Origin of the sequence: Sulfurimonas sp. HSL1-2, from assembly GCF_039645565.1 — a bacterium.
Classification (GTDB): domain Bacteria; phylum Campylobacterota; class Campylobacteria; order Campylobacterales; family Sulfurimonadaceae; genus Thiomicrolovo; species Thiomicrolovo zhangzhouensis.
Genome location: NZ_CP147914.1, coordinates 582,929 through 598,686, shown reverse-complemented (window position 1 = coordinate 598,686; position 15,758 = coordinate 582,929). Strand labels below are relative to the sequence as shown.

The window sequence follows — 15,758 nt, the reverse complement described above, 5'->3', positions numbered from 1 at the left end:
TAGAATAACTATTTTGGTTTATAGTTATTCTATCAAATCTTTTTGAAGGGAAAGGGGTGGTTTCAGTGGATCAGATCGTCGGCATCGAAACAGTGCCGACGTCCATCTGGGCGCTCGACGTATCGACATTCTCATACACGATCTCCGTCGCGTTGTAGGTCGGCATGTCGATAAAGCGCGTCAGCCGCTTCTGGAAGAGCAGCTTGACGTGCCCGGTCGGGCCGTTACGCTGCTTGCCGATGATGATCTCGGCCTCTTCCTCCTCCTTCTCGACGTAGGTGGGTGTAAACTCCTTGCCCTCCGCCTTCGCCGCCTTTTCACGCTCTTTCTCCTCCTTGTAGAGGTAAACGTCGTCGCGGTAGACGAAGAGGATGATGTCGGCATCCTGCTCGATGGAACCGGATTCGCGGATATCGCTGAGCATCGGGCGCTTGTCGTTGCGCGACTCCAGGCCGCGGTTGAGCTGGGAGAGTGCGACGATCGGCATCTCCAGCTCACGCGCAAGCATCTTCAGCCCCCGGGACATCTCGCTGACTTCAAGGTGGCGGTCCCGCGTGCCCGTACCGCTCATGATCTGCAGGTAGTCGATGACGGCCATCTCGATCTCGGGGTGCTGCCCCTTAAGCTTGCGCAGGCGGGAGCGGAGCTGGTTGATGTTGACCGACCCCTGGTCGTCAACGAAGAGCTTGCTCGACTGCATCCGCTCGACCGCCTGCCCCAGCCGGGTCCACTCCTCGTCGTTCATATCGCCGACGCGCAGTTTCTGCAGCGGGACGGAGGTATCGACGGAGAGGAGACGCAGCATCAGCTGCTCCGCCGGCATCTCTAGGGAGAAGAAAGCGACGCCCTTCCCTTTTCGCAGCAGGTTCTGCACCATGTTAAGTGCAAAGGAGGTCTTCCCCATTGCCGGGCGCGCCGCAACGATGACGAGGTCCCCCTTGCCGAAACCCGTCGTCATCTTGTTGAGTTCGGCAAAGCCCGTATCGACACCGACCAGTACGGAATTACCGCGCGCCTTCATCTCTTCGATGTAGCGCATCGTATCGATCGTCACCGACTCGGCATCTTTGAAGTCGCTCGTCTGCGAATCCTGGGTGATCTCGTAGAGCTTTTTCTCGACCATGTCGACGACGTCGCTGCTGGGCCACTCCTCTTCGAGCGCAACCTTCTTTATCTCCGTCGTCAGGGTCAGCAGGTGGCGTTTGAGCGATTTGTCCTTCAGCTCCCTGACATAGGCCGCCGTATTCGAGATCGGGTTGGCCGAGAGGATCTCGAGCATCACGTTCTCGTCGAACTTCTTCTTCGCGCTGAGCTCTTTGCGGATAAACTCCTCGTCAATCGGCTCGTCACGTCGGGTGAGAGAGACAATAGCGCCGTAGATATCCTTGTGGGCCGGCAGGTAGAAATCATCCGGCTTCAGGATCGCTTCGAGCTCCTCGAACTGGGAAGGCTCGAAGATGATGGAACTGAGAACGGCTTTTTCAAATGCGAGGTTATAGAGTTTCTCTTCCATTATTCATTCCCCTCCGCCATCTTCTCGACTTCATCGACGAACTTATCCACAAGATCCTTCTCCTCCAAACGTGCGACGACTTCGCCCTTGACCATCACCAGGCCACTTCCCTTGCCGTAGGCGATCGCGACGTCGGCGTGCTGCGCTTCGCCGATGGCGTTGACGACACAGCCCATGACGGAGACATTGAGCGGTGCCTTGATGTGCTTGGTCCTACGCTCGATCTCGTCCACCGCGCTCACTAGGTCCGCCTCGATCCGGCCGCAGGTCGGACAGGAGATGATATTGAGCCCTTCGCCCGCCGCACCGGAGTCCTTGAGGATCGCACGGCCGACGTTGATCTCCTCTTCGAGCTCGCCGGTGATGGAGACCCGCATCGTGTCACCGATCCCGTCGAGCAGCAGGGCACCAAGACCGATGGCGCTCTTCACTGTCGCATGGAACTTCGTCCCCGCTTCGGTAACGCCCAGGTGGAAGGGATAGTTATTCTTCGGGCGCAGCATCCGGTAAGCATCAACAGTGCGCTGTACGTCGCTAGCTTTGAGAGAGACCTTGATGTCCGTAAAACCGAGGTCCTCGAGGAATTTGATGTTGTACTCTGCCGAGGCGACCATTCCCTCCGCCGTCTGGCCGTATTTTGTGTCAAACTGCTTCTCCAGGCTACCGGCATTTACACCGATGCGGATCGGGATGTTGCGCTCCTGGCAGGCCTTGACGACATCTTTCACGCGGCTCTGCTCACCGATATTGCCCGGGTTGATGCGGATGCAGTCGACAACTTCGGCCGCAACGAGGGCCAGTTTGTAGTTGAAGTGGATATCGGCGACAAGGGGCAGCGAGATCCGCTCCTTGATCGCTTTGAGCGCCAGGGCATCTTCCATATCCGGGACGGCGACACGTACGATGTCACATCCCGCGAAGTGGAGGCGATTGATCTGCTCGACCGTCGCTTCAACATCGCGGGTACGGCTGTAGGTCATCGACTGGACAGAGATGGGCGCATCCCCGCCGACGGGGACGTTTCCGACATAGATCTGTTTGGTGGGATAGCGCTTAATCATAGAGGGATTTTAGCCAGATGGGCGTTAGTTTGAGCTTTTGAAACGATATTACCCGAACTCGATGGGGTCCATGTCGATTTCGGCCAGCGGTACCTTAGATGCTTTCAGCGCGCGGATAAGGTCCGTACTTTTGTCCGCACGAAGCAGAATCTGGTAGCGGTACTTCCCCGCGATCTTTTCGATCGGCGCTTTGTCCGCACCGACGATCTCAACACTCTTAAATGCTCTGAGTCCCGTTTCCATCTGCCGCATCGCGGCTTCGGCCGTTTCGCTTTTTTTGTGGGCAAAGAGCACACGGCAGAGTTTCTTATAGGGTGGGTACATCCCTTCGCGGAAAAGCTTCTCCTCATCCAGGAACCGCTCATACCCGTCGACGTAGGCGGAAAAAAACTCGGCATTGAAGGTCTGGACGATGACGCGCGCCGCTTTTTTACGGCCGCTGCGCCCTGCGATCTGCAGCAGCAGTGATAGGGCGCGTTCCCGCGCACGGTAATCACTGAGGCTAAGCAGGTTGTCCAGACCCAGGACGACCGCCAGCGTCACGGCATGGTAATCATGCCCCTTTGAGAGCATCTGTGTACCGACGAGCAGATCGATTTCGTGTTCGTTGAAGGCATGCAGCAGCTCCTTGAGCTTTTTCTGCGTCGTGATCTTATCCCGGTCAAACTGCGCCACGCGCCACTGCGGACGCTGTTCATGAAAATATTCGACCGCTTCCGCCGTACCCAGACGTGAACTGACGAGGTCGCCCGTTTTGCATTCGGGGCAGTGCTGGGGGATCGCCTCTGCATACCCACAGTAGTGGCAGCGCACCTGGCGCCGGTAACGGTGCACGCTCATCCCCACACTGCAGAAAGGGCACTCGTAGGTATAGCCGCAGCTGCTGCAGATAAGATATTTGAAATTCGCCCGGGTCGGGATGAAAAGCATCGCCTGTTCATTCTGGGCCACGACCGCCTCGATCGCCGATTCGATCTTTGGTGTGACCCCCTCCGCATGTGCTTCAAATTCGAATCTTCGTTCGCTCTGGAAGTGCCCGCCTTTGAGCCTGTAGTGGGGGAATTTGACATAGGAGCTCAGTGAAGGGGTAGCACTGCCGAGCACCACTGGGATATCAAGGAGTTTGCCGTAGTAAATCGCCATATCCCGTGCATGGTAGCGCGGCCGTGAAGAGGATTTGTAACTGTCATCGTGCTCTTCATCCACAACGATCAGACCCAGATCGTCAATAGGAAGGAACAGTGCCGACCGCGGTCCGGCGATGATGCCCGCTTCACCGCTGCGGATTTTCTCCAGCGCCTTCTCTTTCTGTTTCTTCGTCAGCTTCGAATGCCACATCACCACAGACTCTCCAAAATGCGCCTCCAGCCGCTTCTGCATCTGCGGCGTCAAGGATATTTCTGGCATTAAAAAGAGTGATCGTTTTCCCTTTGATAGCTTCTCCTCGAAATACTTCATATAAATTTCTGTCTTGCCGGAACCTGTATCACCGAAAAGCAGACCGACCGGGTATTTTGACAGAAATACAAATGCTTCTGATTGTTTTGGCGAAAGCATAATCTCGGTATGTTCTGTGGATATTTTCCCCGCTTCTCTCCCTTTTTCAAATGGCGTAAACAGCGCTGCAGCTTCTCCCAGACTACAAAAATAGTAATCTGAGATGAACTGAATGAACTTTCGCTGTTTTTGCATCAATGTCTCGTTCGTGAATTCAATCACATTTTTCACATCATGTTCGGGGGAATGCACTTCAGCCCAGACGACACCGGCAACTGTTTTTGTCTGCAGGGGAACTTTGACAACTGTTCCGATTTTTATACTGATTTCAGATGCGTATGTAAGGGGTTCTAATATCGAAGAAAAGAGAGCAACTCTATAAAAAAACAATCGGTCCTGCCATTGGGTACATTGTATAGCGCCGAGGAATAGTGCCGGGACCCGTCAATAGCTTACGCGGTTCCCAACAAGTGCAATCGTCTCATTCTGGAGCGGAAGGTTATTCTGAATTGCAGCACACTTATCATCCCCTCCGGGTGCACCGAAGAGAATCTGCATGCTTTCGTCCAAACCGTTCGTTACCACCTGAATTGAGACACAATTTGCCACACTGCCGCCCTTAATGGCGGCACTCTTATTTCCCAGTGTCGCTTCACCCCGCATCACAAGATTATCAATAGCATTTGACATCACAGAAAAGTCGGTCTCAACTTTTCCCTGTGAAACGGCATAATTGGAGATTTCGCCTACAGCCTGTCCAATCTTTGTCATGATTGCACTTACTTCGGCATCATCCCGCGTTGCTGCCAGTTTGGGAATGGCAACGGCTGCCAGGATCCCGAGTATAACGATGACGAAAATAAGTTCGATCATCGTAAATGCACTGCGTAACATGTGGATACCGTTTAGAAATCGAGCGGGTCACATTCTGAAGGCTGTGAGGCTTTCAGAGCAAATGTACCAGTACCTGAATTGTATGCAAACGTACAACTCTTATCCATGATATGGAAAACATAATCGCTTCCGCTCTGAGACCAATGTCCGTTCGCTGTCGAAGGTGTCAACGGGTACATCAGAATTTCCGTACCTGCTGTACAGTTCCCGTCGAAGAGCACCCCTGATCCTCCGCAGCTTAATGAGTTGATATAACTGTTCACGCCTCTGAGCAGATATTTTTGGCGTACCGACACGATACCGGACCGGACTGCACCGATCGTTGCACGGGCACTTGAAATATGCGCGTCATCCCGTGTAGCTGAAAATTTCGGAATGGCAATGGAGGCCAGGATCCCCAGTACCACAATGATGAAAACCAATTCAATAAGCGTGAAAGCTCTTCTTTTTTTAATATGAGACACTACTACCCTTTAATTTGATTGGGAATACGCCGTCATCAATCAACCCCTGCATGGCTGTACACATATCATCCCCACCCGCGGGATGAACGGCAATTGAAAGATAGACAATCTGTGCATTGGGATTTTGAACTTCAAGCGTCACACAGGGGGAGACGTTCCCGAAATTGTAATCCGCCTTGTAATTGCTAAGCGTTACTGTCCCGAGATTATTCATGAGTTTGGCTGTATTGGACATGACCGTAAAATCAGCTTCTACGTTAGCCTTACTGACAACAAACGTCGAAATTTCAAATGCGGTGGTCATAATATTGTGAGCCATACGAGATGTTTTCGCATCATCTCTGGTCGCAGCAAACTTTGGAATCGCAATGGCAGCCAAAACACCCAGAATCAGGATGATAAAAATCAGTTCTATCATCGTAAAGGCATTTCTTTTTATGTTCATTTAGACTCCCTTTGAGTCTAATAACAATACCGGTATATTGTTATAAAACCCCTTCAACGGCCCATGCCGTTGAAAAGAGCATTTATCAGATTGTATTAGTAAGAAACGCCACTACCACCGAATACGTGTGTTCCGATCAGGCCCTGTGTGTTTGCAGCAGTATGTGCAGCAGCACAATAAGTTGTTGCATCGTTTGTAGAAGAAACTACGATACCTGTTGCACCGTTAGCAGCGATAGAGAAACATTTGACTTTACCCGCTGCAATTGATGCAGAGCTAGATGAGTCAATTGTACCCTGAGAAGTGTAGTATGAACCGATATCATTAACCGCAGTGGAAATGTTTGTCAGCTCTGTTGACGTTTTAGCATCGTCACGAGTCGCTGCCAGTTTCGGAATGGCAACCGCTGCCAAAATACCAAGAATAACGATAACGAAGATCAATTCGATCATTGTAAAACCAGCTCTTTTCATAAGAGACCCCTTGTTTTGTGAAATTTGGCTACTCTTGCAACCTAGAGATATTCTCGCATAGAAAAACTTAATATTCTCTTTGGAACCTTAAATGTTCACGGGTTGATCTCATATAGGTTGATTTTCCAGAAACTCGCCTTCGAATCGAATGATGCTTTGAAGTCCAGCCCGATGTCAGCTGCATTCATGATCGTGTACTGTGTTAAAAGATACCTTCCCCCCAATTGATACAGCACCGTGGTGTTGATATCCAAATGGTGGATCACCCCTTCACGCTTGTAGATGACGTATTTGCCCAGTTCCGATGAAAACAGGTAGTTGGAACTGCCCCATGTGTCGTAGCGCTGCATGATAAATGCATTTTTTTCCAACTCCTTTTCTATCGCTTTGCGGAATTCCAGCTTGTACGCAAGCGGATAGTTGGAGACGTACCCGTCCAGGGTCTGCAGGCCGTTCAACTGCGCGCTTGAGGGGTGCATCCCCAACATGACGACATAATAATCCTTCGGATCTTTTCCGATGAAGTCACGAATATCCTTGTACACCGACGGGGCAAAAAAACTGCCGTAACTGACAGCCTGCATTGTTAATTTGTTAAAAGAGCGGCGGACGAATGCATTGTCAGCTTGGAACACGAATATAAATATGACCAAGACCATTCCAAAACGCAAATAGCGGACAAATATGACGAAAGCCATTGCCAGCAATATGTACCAGGCCAATGTCTGTAAAAAATAAAACCGTGAAAAGTTGAATTTTTCAAAAAACGGCATCGCTTCTTTGATGAACTGAACCCCTTCATAAGACCAAAACCCGTAGAGGAACGAACTCATGAGAATCAGGAGGAAAAGCATTCCGAAGAGTCTGGATGCATGCACGCGGACAAACTTCACAAATACAAGCGTCATGACGAGGAGCGTCCCCATCGCATATTTTGATCTTATCATGTCCATATATGCGCCACTGTACATCATAAGAAAAAACGTCAGGATAAACAGGATTGAAATGCGTGTTCCAATCCGTATCTTCTCAACAAGTGCAAAGAGTGCCATTGCTGCCAATACCGCCAAAATGACAATGTCAAACTGCACTGTGGGTGTATTGACATGCCCATCAAGGAAGATCAGGTGTGATTCACGATAGGCATCCAAAAAACCTCTTACTTCCGTGACGAATGCCTCCCTGTGGGACACAAATCCGCCCTGACCAAACAGCATCACGGAAACCAGGCGATATTCAATCGCAAGGAAAATCGCTGTCATCAGTGCAATGGCGATAAACAGACCAGTATTGATTCGCTTTTCTTTTCGCCAATCAAAAAGCCAAAGCCCTGTCATCAGAATCAGGAAGAAGAGGTAGGCCAAGACAAAACTGCTGTAAAACGGCAGGAGCGTCACGATCATCCAATCATAATACCGCCCACCGCTCTTTCGAATATTCAAAAATGCATAGAGCGCCAAGGGCTGACCGGCAACACTGAGGCCGCCCGCTGGCCAGAATGGCACGAAAGCAAAGAGCAAGGTCCCCAGGACAACAAGCAACTCGCGATAGGCAATATCACGGGGAATAAAATGATTCCGCAACAGCAGCAGCATCCCCCAAAAAGCGACCATGTGCATCATTACAAGATTGACACTGTAGGCTTCGAGCGGCGGGAAGATGACATAAAGCCACAGTAAAACGTTGAATTCGCTTCCAAAGGAGATCCGGGGCAACGAATGCATAATCCCCGGGACCATACTCATGGAATCTGCGAAAATCTTTCCGCTATTCGCCAGGACATAGTACCGCGAATGCGCGGAATCGAGATTATCGGAGATTGTCATGATCATATCGGCACCGCTGCTGATCGGCCACAGGTAGACTCCCATCGCCACCATCCCGAGCAGAAAAACAAAAAATCGGCTCCTAGAAGTACTGAAGTACTGCTTTATCCGTTCCCCGGCCAGCTTGTCAAAACTCACATCTTCTCCTTACACACAGCATACAAATAGACATCCCAGAAACTCTCCTGGTCCGAAAAATACTTTAAAAACTCCAGTCCATATTGTTCAGGGGCACTCAGCCTGTATCCCGACAATACGAAGCGAAGCCCATGATCGTACATCAGTGATGTATCCATATCAAGACGATCAGCACTGCCGTTCTTCGTATAGTCATAATATACTTTCCCCTCCACGGGTATGTAACATTTGCTCGTCCAGTTTTGAAGGCCGTGCTCTTTACGATAACGGTAAGCATCGGGGCGAAGAGTAAACTTTTCAAACAGATGTGCATAGGACAAAGGGTAGTTGTTCATATAACCGTCAAGGGTATAGAAACCGTTATAGAGGCTCACCGCCGGGTATATCCCGAGGCTGACAACCCTATATTGCGATTGCGGGAGACCGATATATGCTTTGATCCTCTTGAACATATCGACAGCATAAAAATTTTCATAGGTCACGGCCTGCTGGCTTACTGCGATCTGGAACGTTCGGTGATTGAATGCCATCGCCACCTGAAATGCGATGAGCATTACAAGAAATGGCGTCGCAAAACGGACTTTGCGGACCAGTATCGAAACACTGTATGCCATCAAGACATACCACAAAAACGGCTGCAGGTTATTAAACCTGGAAAAATGAAACATCTCGATGAATCGAAACTGCTCCGCGATCTTTTCCCACCCTTCGTAATACCAGAAGGCATACCAATAAGCGATCACGATCTGCAACAAGAACAGTCCCAGAAAAGGTCGAGAGTGCGTTTGCGCCACCAGCAAAACAGTCGTGCCGACCAGCAAAACCGGCATGGTGTAAAAATTTCCCAGGACCTGGTTCCAGAACGTCGTCATGAAAGTGCCGGCCAGCAGGAGCATAAGCACAAGTGACAGCGGCAAAGACAGTTGTGTACGAACCCGTGTCAGCATGATCCCCACAATCACCATGGACAGTATAAAGGGGAGATGTATGCTCCGGCTATGCGGCTGCCCTTCCAAGAACGTCAGGTGCGCAATTTTATACGCCTGTGCGAAAGGAATATAGGTCTTTATAAATTCTACACGGTTCGAAACATACCCTACGTCGAAAAACATCTCATGGACCAGACGATAGTCCACCAGAAGAAAAACCAAAACCATCCCCGCGATCGCAAAGAAAAACGCAAGGTTCCATTGACGCCTTATGAGAAGATCCCGCAGCCAAACCACCCCGGCGATCAAGAGAAAAAAGAAATAGTAGACGACGAAACTGCTGGCAAACGGGACCAGCATCAGCAAGCCCCACTCCAGGCGGGATGCGTGCCCGGCACGTATCTTAATCAAAATAGCTGCCGTCAGCGGCATCAACGGAATACTCAGGCTTCCCATCGGCCAAAACGGCATGAGGGCAAACGCGAGTGCGATCCCGTAGCGCATCACACTACGGTATGGGTATGTCGGCGAAAGAATGTTCGACTTCAAAAAATATGCCATCGATGCAAATGCGACAACGTGGATGAGTATTTCATGAACAGCATAAGCCGCAAAGGGCGGGAACAGGGAATAAAGCCACACCACGAGACGCCATTCGCTTCCGAATGACAGCCTCGGCAGTCCTCCCATCATCTGGGGAAGAACCGATGTAGAGTCAGCGAAAAGCTGCCCGCTTTGCGCCAAAATTTTCACGGTAGGGATGATCCCGTCAAGATTATCGTACACCAGGATATGCAAAGATGTCCCATATGTCAGCAGCGGAAGAAGGTATATTGCCAAAACGGTCAGTGCCATGCCGACCGAAACCCTTTCCTGCAGCCCGGGGACCCGGCTCCACGAAGCAACCATTTTAATTTTCTGCTGTATCCAGCTCATAGACATAGACATCCCAATAACTATCCTGATCATTTACTACTTTTGTTTTCAACCGCAACGCATCGCGTTCGGGTGCCCTTATTTCATGCGCGGAAAACAGGTATCGTACATTCATGGCCCTCAGCCTTGCAGTATCAAGCTGTACATCATCCAAGGGTTGGCCGCGGACATAATGCGTATAAGAGACACCGCCGGTCAGATAGCACTTGCTTCCCCAATGCTCAAATATCGCTTTGTTCTGCGGCCGCTTCGCAAAATCCTTTTCCAGCAGTTTTGCGAATTCGTGTTTATATGACAGTGGATAGTTCGTCACATACCCATCGATTGTATAAAAGCCGTTCCAGATTAGGACCGCCGGCGGTATGCCGAATGCGACGACCCGGTAGCCAGCAGGATCTTCATCCAGCGTTGTTCTTACACGCTGAAATAGTGTTTCTGCGTAATATGAATGAAAACTCAACCTGTCTGGGCCGGATGCCTTCATGAACGTTTTAGACTGGAAAAGGGCATGGGACTGCAGCACGGCAATCGCAAGGACCATCACTATACCATACCGCACTGTTTTCACAATGACCGCAAATGCAATGCCCAACATCATGATCCACAACATCGGTTGAAGAAAATAAAACCTTGAAAAATCGAACGAACGGAGGATCTGGTACTTTTCGACCCAACCGATCCATCCCTCGTACGTCCAGAAGCCGTGCCAGTATGAAATAGCGATCTGGATGATCCACAGCAGCGGAAGCAACCGCTTTTTTGATACCAGGAGGATCCCAAGACCGTACAGCAGCAGCATTGGCAGTGAGTATCGTTGCGTTGTCATCGTCTGCCAAAAAGGGAAAAGAAATGACAAGGCTATCACCATCAGCCAAAAAAGTGACGCATATCTAGAAAGCGGCGTAGAAAGTACGGAAAACGATAGTCCGATCAGAATAGTCGGGATGATCCAGTTCGCCTGCGAGCAAGAGGTATGTTCCTGGCCGTTGAGGAACAGAAGGTGCGCAAAACGATACGAATCAAAGAACGAACCGAAATCGCGGAAGAACTCCGAACGATGGGAGATAAAATCCGACGGAAGCAGCATCTGGTCGACCAGACGGTAATTCACCAGTAAATAGGAGAGACCCAGCAAAGCAATCATCCCGACAAATGGGGCATTCAGTGCCTTTTTCCTCACAACATCTGCGATCCAAAGCAGCGTGATTGCCGTCAGAAAGAACACACCGCTTAGGACAAAACTGCTGTATAACGGGAAGAGCAGCAGCAGTGCAATATCATAATAGGCATACTCCCCGTCACGGACCTTCAAGAAGAGATAAAGCAGCAAAGGGAGCCCCGATACGCTCAGCCCTCCGGGAGGCCAGAATGGCAGTATGGAAAAAAGCAGCGCCGACAATACCGCAACGGCCTGTCGATATGGCCCGGTATCCCTTGGCGTCAGGCGGTTCATCAGCAGATACATACCGATGAAACCCACCAGGTGAACAAGTGTCAAGTTGATCTGATACGCCAAAAAAGGGCTAAAAAGAAGGTAGAGCCACACCTGTACATTGTATTCGCTGCCAAAACTCAAGCGCGGCAGACCTGACATCATGTTCGGAATGATCTCCATGGAAGGCGCGAAAAGCTGATGGCTCTCTGCCAATACTTTGAACAGGAGTATCGGCGAGTCAAGATTATCAAAGACCAGGATATAGAGCCTATCTCCTGTAACCCACAACGGGAGCAGATAGAGTCCAAGTACCGTCAGTGCTGCAACAAGCAGGGTACGTTTGTCCAAAACGGTCTGTGCCAGTCTCTTCATTCTACTTTTTCCCCGCCTTCGCCTGCTGTTCCTATCACCTCATAAAGATAGACATCCCAATAAGCCTTGTCGCTTGTAAAAACTTTTATGAATTTCAATCCGATGTCAGCCGCACCGTCTATTTCATAGCCTGAAAGGACATACTCCCCTCCCATAGCCTTCAGATAATCGACATTGATCTCGACACCTTTCAGCACCACCCCGGGGAAATAACGGATGTAACCGATATTGCCCGCATAGACGTAACACTTGCTTCCCCAATCATCATACATCTTTCTATTGCCGGGATATCGTGACAGATTGTCGGCAATGACCGGACGGAATCTGTACTTGTAGGAGAGTGGGTAGTTCGTACAATAGCCATCGAGCGTATAAAAACCGTTATAGAGTGCGACAAGCGGATGAATCCCCAGACTGACCACACGGTAGGAATCTTTAGGCTTTCCGACAGTATCTGCAACGTCTTCAAAGAGTTCCGGTGCATAGTATTGTTCGAAACCCACCTTGGTGTGATAAAGGTCTTTTTCGACAAAGGTCCGTACGTCGAAGAGGGTTGCCGCCTGCATCACTACCACGGAACCGATGAGTATCTCAGCATACTTGAGTTTGGACACTAGCAGCGAAAACGAAATGGCCAGCATAACAATCCACAGTGGAATCGCCATAAAATAGAAGCGTGACATATTGAACATTTCGATAAAAGAAAACTGCCGGGCGAGATCATGCATCCCTTCATAGAACCAAAATGCATATTCATAGGCAAACGCGATCTGAACAAGCATCATCGCAAACAATACTCTGAGAATTCCTTTTTGCAGGAAAAATCCTACCAGTGAAACAGAGACAATGACCGGGAGTGTCATCTTCTGCGCCAAGGCAGTGTTCCATAACCCTGAAAAAAACCCCAGTAAGATCACGGCGATGACAAGCAACGAATCTTTTCGGGAGAAATCCGATGACTTGAACGAAAGCAGCATCGCGATCATGACAGTGCCGATCACATAAGGTGAAAGCCGTATTGCCGTATGCTCTTCACCTCCCAGGAAGAGCAAATGTGCGGAGCGGAATGCCTCCGCAAAAGTCCCGTAATACTTCACGAATTCAGTGCGGTGAGAAATAAATGCATCATCAAAGAACATAGAAATCACCAGTCTGTATTCCACACCGAGATAGACAATGCCCATCAGTACGATGGCACCCACAAAAGGGCGGTTAATGGATCGGTACACAATCCTGTCCGCGACTGCCCAGAGTGCCATTGCCGTTAAAAAAAAACTGTACACCAGAATCAGATTGCTGTAAAAAGGCACTAATAGCAGTACGGCCCACTCCTGCCACCTCCCCTGACCATCTCTGATACGTAAAAAGGCGTACAAGACCAGGGGCATTGCCGGGACACTCAGGCCGCCGGAGAACCAGAAAGGTGTCAATGCAAAAAGTAAAGAGCTCGAAAGGATAACAAGCCTTCTGAACCGAATGGTATAAGGCACAAAATAATGGCGCAGTAAAACCAGCATACTGACGAATGCCGTCAGATGCATGATCACTTCGTTCATCACATAGGCAGTGAAAGGTTTGAAAAAGACAAAAAGCCACACCAAGGCATTCAATTCACTCCCATACGAGAGGCGCGGAAGTCCATCCATCATATTGGGGACAATAGACGATGAAGGCGCAAACAGCATACCGCTTTCAGCCAAGATCTTATAAAGGACGATCTTACTGTCAAGATTGTCAAATGTCGGTAGAGCCACAGAGGGACCGTACAGCCCGAACGGCCCAAGGTATAAGGCAAGCGTCAGGAAGACGACTGTGAGAAGAAACAATCTGCTATTTAAAAAAAGCATCCACCTGCTCACATACCCGTTCCAGATCACTGCCTGACATCTTGAAATAGAGAGGCAGACGCAATAAGCGCTCACTCTCTTTTGTGGTGTACCTGTCCTCCCCCTGAAAGTGGCCAAAACGCCTGCCTGCCTGTGCAGAGTGCAGCGGAACATAATGGAATACGGCATTAATCTCTTGATCACGCATGTGATCAATCAACTGCCGCCTCTCCTCCAGATCCTTTACTTTGATGTAATACATATGGGCGTTATGAATGCACGCTTCTGGAATCGTAGGCAGCTCAAGCGCATATGGGCTTGCACGGAAAAAACGGTCATAGGCCTGCCAGCTGTTCATACGGTCCGCCAGGATCGCACCTGCATGCTGCAGCTGTGCCCAAAGGTAGGCGGCCTGGATTTCGGAGGGCAGATAACTGCTCCCGACATCGACCCAGCTGTATTTGTCGACCATCCCCCTAAAGAACTGATTACGGTTCGTCCCTTTTTCCCGAATAATCTGTGCCCGGTCCACCAGTTTTTCATCATTGATAATCAGCAGGCCACCTTCCCCGCCGCTCGTATAGTTTTTGGTAGCATGAAAACTGTAAGTCCCCAGATGGCCGATAGTACCGAGCGGTTTGCCTGCATAGGTCGACATCATCCCCTGTGCCGCATCTTCCACAACGTAGAGCCCATGCCGCGTCGCAATATCCATGATGGTTTCCATATCGCAGCCTACACCTGCATAATGCACCGGGACAATCGCTTTAGTCCTCGGGGTGATCGCACCCTCAATCAGTGTTTCATCGATATTCATCGTATCCGGACGGACATCGACAAAAACAATCTTTGCCCCTCGGATCACAAAGGCATTGGCCGTCGAGACGAAGGTATAACTGGGCATGATCACTTCATCGCCCGGCACTATTCCGATAAGCATTGCAGCCATCTCGAGTGCATGTGTACAAGAAGTTGTCATCAGTACTGTTGGCGTTGACAAGCTCTTTTCAAACCATGCCTCGCACATCTTTGTAAAACGGCCGTCTCCGGCCAACAGGCGTGATTGGATTGCCTCGCCAATATAGGCCATTTCATCGCCGGTCACCGGCGACACATTAAAATAGATCATTGTGCATGACCTCTCTCATCTTGATTTTTACGGCAGGGACCCCTCCGGCGATACAGTAGGGCTCGATATCCCGAGTCACCACCGCCCCCGCTGCCACAATTGCACCTTCGCCAATGTTCACTCCGGCCAGAATGGTGACATTTCCGCCGATCCAGACGTTATCACCCACTTGAATCCTTCCCCCGGTATCCGGTAAATGAAGATACCGATGATCGTGCCCGGCCGCCAAAAATGATACCGATGGTCCGATTCTGACATTATTGCCGATGACAATCTCGGAGGATTCAATGAAATATGAGGGCAGGAGCATACACCCCCTGCCAATCGTCACTTCGTTACCAACCCGGATTTTTTTCGGAAACCGGAAATAGCATCCGTAATCGACAAATACATTCCGGCCGAAACCAGCGAACACGATGCGCAGACACAATGTCCTGAGAAGAGGTGGCATGAGGTTCAGCAGCATTAATCCAAGGTTCAAACCATAGGAATACCACATGAAGAGATGCCGCTTTGTATTTTTACTGAATACCATAAAGCACGACTCCTGCCAAAATAAATCCTGCACCTATCAGTTTCTGAAAGGGAATTGTTTCTTTCAACGAAAAGTGTGAAAGTAACAATACCACCAAAATCGTTAAAGATGTGAACATATACACCGTGTCGACAGGGATCTGCTTTAACGCGCAGAAACTCAGTACGGGCGTCAGTACAAAAAGTGTTAAAGCGACGGCTATGAACAACCCTCTGCGCGTCATTTTATAGCGTTTGAAACTGTACTGTCCAAAAGCGGTGGCCAAAATTGCCAGACTCAAACACC

At 49.8% G+C, this 15,758-nt stretch carries 14 protein-coding genes; all 14 read right to left on the bottom strand.

Going from position 1 to position 15,758, the window contains the following annotated elements; translation table 11 throughout:
• Window positions 1-70: 70 nt before the first annotated feature.
• Window positions 71-1,513, bottom strand: coding sequence for a replicative DNA helicase (locus WCX18_RS03030; RefSeq protein WP_345989457.1), 1,443 nt, complete (start codon window positions 1,511-1,513; stop codon window positions 71-73).
• Window positions 1,513-2,574: a flavodoxin-dependent (E)-4-hydroxy-3-methylbut-2-enyl-diphosphate synthase gene (ispG, locus tag WCX18_RS03025; RefSeq protein ID WP_345989455.1), complete on the bottom strand. Its 1,062-nt coding sequence runs from the start codon at window positions 2,572-2,574 to the stop codon at window positions 1,513-1,515. Before ispG ends, WCX18_RS03030 begins: the two co-directional genes overlap by 1 nt.
• 48 nt (window positions 2,575-2,622) lie before the next feature.
• Window positions 2,623-4,461, bottom strand: coding sequence for a primosomal protein N' (locus WCX18_RS03020; RefSeq protein ID WP_345989453.1), 1,839 nt, complete (start codon window positions 4,459-4,461; stop codon window positions 2,623-2,625).
• Window positions 4,462-4,515: 54 nt separating this feature from the next.
• A complete protein-coding gene (locus WCX18_RS03015) occupies window positions 4,516-4,965 on the bottom strand; it encodes a prepilin-type N-terminal cleavage/methylation domain-containing protein (RefSeq protein WP_345989451.1) in 450 nt (149 codons plus the stop codon).
• An 11-nt stretch (window positions 4,966-4,976) separates the two neighbouring features.
• On the bottom strand, window positions 4,977-5,429 hold the full coding sequence (locus tag WCX18_RS03010) for a type II secretion system protein (RefSeq protein ID WP_345989449.1): 453 nt from the start codon (window positions 5,427-5,429) through the stop codon (window positions 4,977-4,979).
• A complete protein-coding gene (locus tag WCX18_RS03005) occupies window positions 5,416-5,874 on the bottom strand; it encodes a hypothetical protein (RefSeq protein WP_345989447.1) in 459 nt (152 codons plus the stop codon). The genes WCX18_RS03010 and WCX18_RS03005 overlap by 14 nt, the downstream gene beginning before the upstream one ends.
• 95 nt (window positions 5,875-5,969) lie before the next feature.
• Window positions 5,970-6,347: a prepilin-type N-terminal cleavage/methylation domain-containing protein gene (locus WCX18_RS03000; RefSeq protein WP_345989446.1), complete on the bottom strand. Its 378-nt coding sequence runs from the start codon at window positions 6,345-6,347 to the stop codon at window positions 5,970-5,972.
• 95 nt (window positions 6,348-6,442) lie between these two features.
• A complete protein-coding gene (locus WCX18_RS02995) occupies window positions 6,443-8,311 on the bottom strand; it encodes a DUF6044 family protein (protein WP_345989444.1) in 1,869 nt (622 codons plus the stop codon).
• The gene (locus tag WCX18_RS02990) at window positions 8,308-10,176 is read right to left on the bottom strand and encodes a DUF6044 family protein (RefSeq protein ID WP_345989442.1); all 1,869 of its coding nucleotides are present in this window, start codon (window positions 10,174-10,176) and stop codon (window positions 8,308-8,310) included. Before WCX18_RS02990 ends, WCX18_RS02995 begins: the two co-directional genes overlap by 4 nt.
• Window positions 10,151-11,983, bottom strand: coding sequence for a DUF6044 family protein (locus tag WCX18_RS02985; protein WP_345989440.1), 1,833 nt, complete (start codon window positions 11,981-11,983; stop codon window positions 10,151-10,153). Before WCX18_RS02985 ends, WCX18_RS02990 begins: the two co-directional genes overlap by 26 nt.
• On the bottom strand, window positions 11,980-13,809 hold the full coding sequence (locus WCX18_RS02980; protein ID WP_345989439.1) for a DUF6044 family protein: 1,830 nt from the start codon (window positions 13,807-13,809) through the stop codon (window positions 11,980-11,982). Before WCX18_RS02980 ends, WCX18_RS02985 begins: the two co-directional genes overlap by 4 nt.
• A 4-nt stretch (window positions 13,810-13,813) precedes the next feature.
• On the bottom strand, window positions 13,814-14,938 hold the full coding sequence (gene rffA, locus WCX18_RS02975; RefSeq protein WP_345989437.1) for a dTDP-4-amino-4,6-dideoxygalactose transaminase: 1,125 nt from the start codon (window positions 14,936-14,938) through the stop codon (window positions 13,814-13,816).
• Window positions 14,925-15,473, bottom strand: coding sequence for a DapH/DapD/GlmU-related protein (locus WCX18_RS02970; RefSeq protein WP_345989435.1), 549 nt, complete (start codon window positions 15,471-15,473; stop codon window positions 14,925-14,927). Before WCX18_RS02970 ends, rffA begins: the two co-directional genes overlap by 14 nt.
• A complete protein-coding gene (locus tag WCX18_RS02965; RefSeq protein ID WP_345989433.1) occupies window positions 15,460-15,753 on the bottom strand; it encodes an EamA family transporter in 294 nt (97 codons plus the stop codon). Before WCX18_RS02965 ends, WCX18_RS02970 begins: the two co-directional genes overlap by 14 nt.
• Window positions 15,754-15,758 lie beyond the last annotated feature (5 nt).

Bases quoted from the DNA above. Each gene is read 5' to 3' on its own strand.
- WCX18_RS02985 (WP_345989440.1), bottom strand. From the start codon at position 11,983: ATGAAGAGACTGGCACAGACCGTTTTGGACAAACGTACCCTGCTTGTT.
- WCX18_RS02990 (WP_345989442.1), bottom strand. From the start codon at position 10,176: ATGAGCTGGATACAGCAGAAAATTAAAATGGTTGCTTCGTGGAGCCGG.
- rffA (WP_345989437.1), bottom strand. From the start codon at position 14,938: ATGATCTATTTTAATGTGTCGCCGGTGACCGGCGATGAAATGGCCTAT.
- WCX18_RS03005 (WP_345989447.1), bottom strand. From the start codon at position 5,874: ATGAACATAAAAAGAAATGCCTTTACGATGATAGAACTGATTTTTATC.
- WCX18_RS02970 (WP_345989435.1), bottom strand. From the start codon at position 15,473: ATGGTATTCAGTAAAAATACAAAGCGGCATCTCTTCATGTGGTATTCC.
- ispG (WP_345989455.1), bottom strand. From the start codon at position 2,574: ATGATTAAGCGCTATCCCACCAAACAGATCTATGTCGGAAACGTCCCC.
- WCX18_RS03015 (WP_345989451.1), bottom strand. From the start codon at position 4,965: ATGTTACGCAGTGCATTTACGATGATCGAACTTATTTTCGTCATCGTT.
- WCX18_RS03000 (WP_345989446.1), bottom strand. From the start codon at position 6,347: ATGAAAAGAGCTGGTTTTACAATGATCGAATTGATCTTCGTTATCGTT.
- WCX18_RS03030 (WP_345989457.1), bottom strand. From the start codon at position 1,513: ATGGAAGAGAAACTCTATAACCTCGCATTTGAAAAAGCCGTTCTCAGT.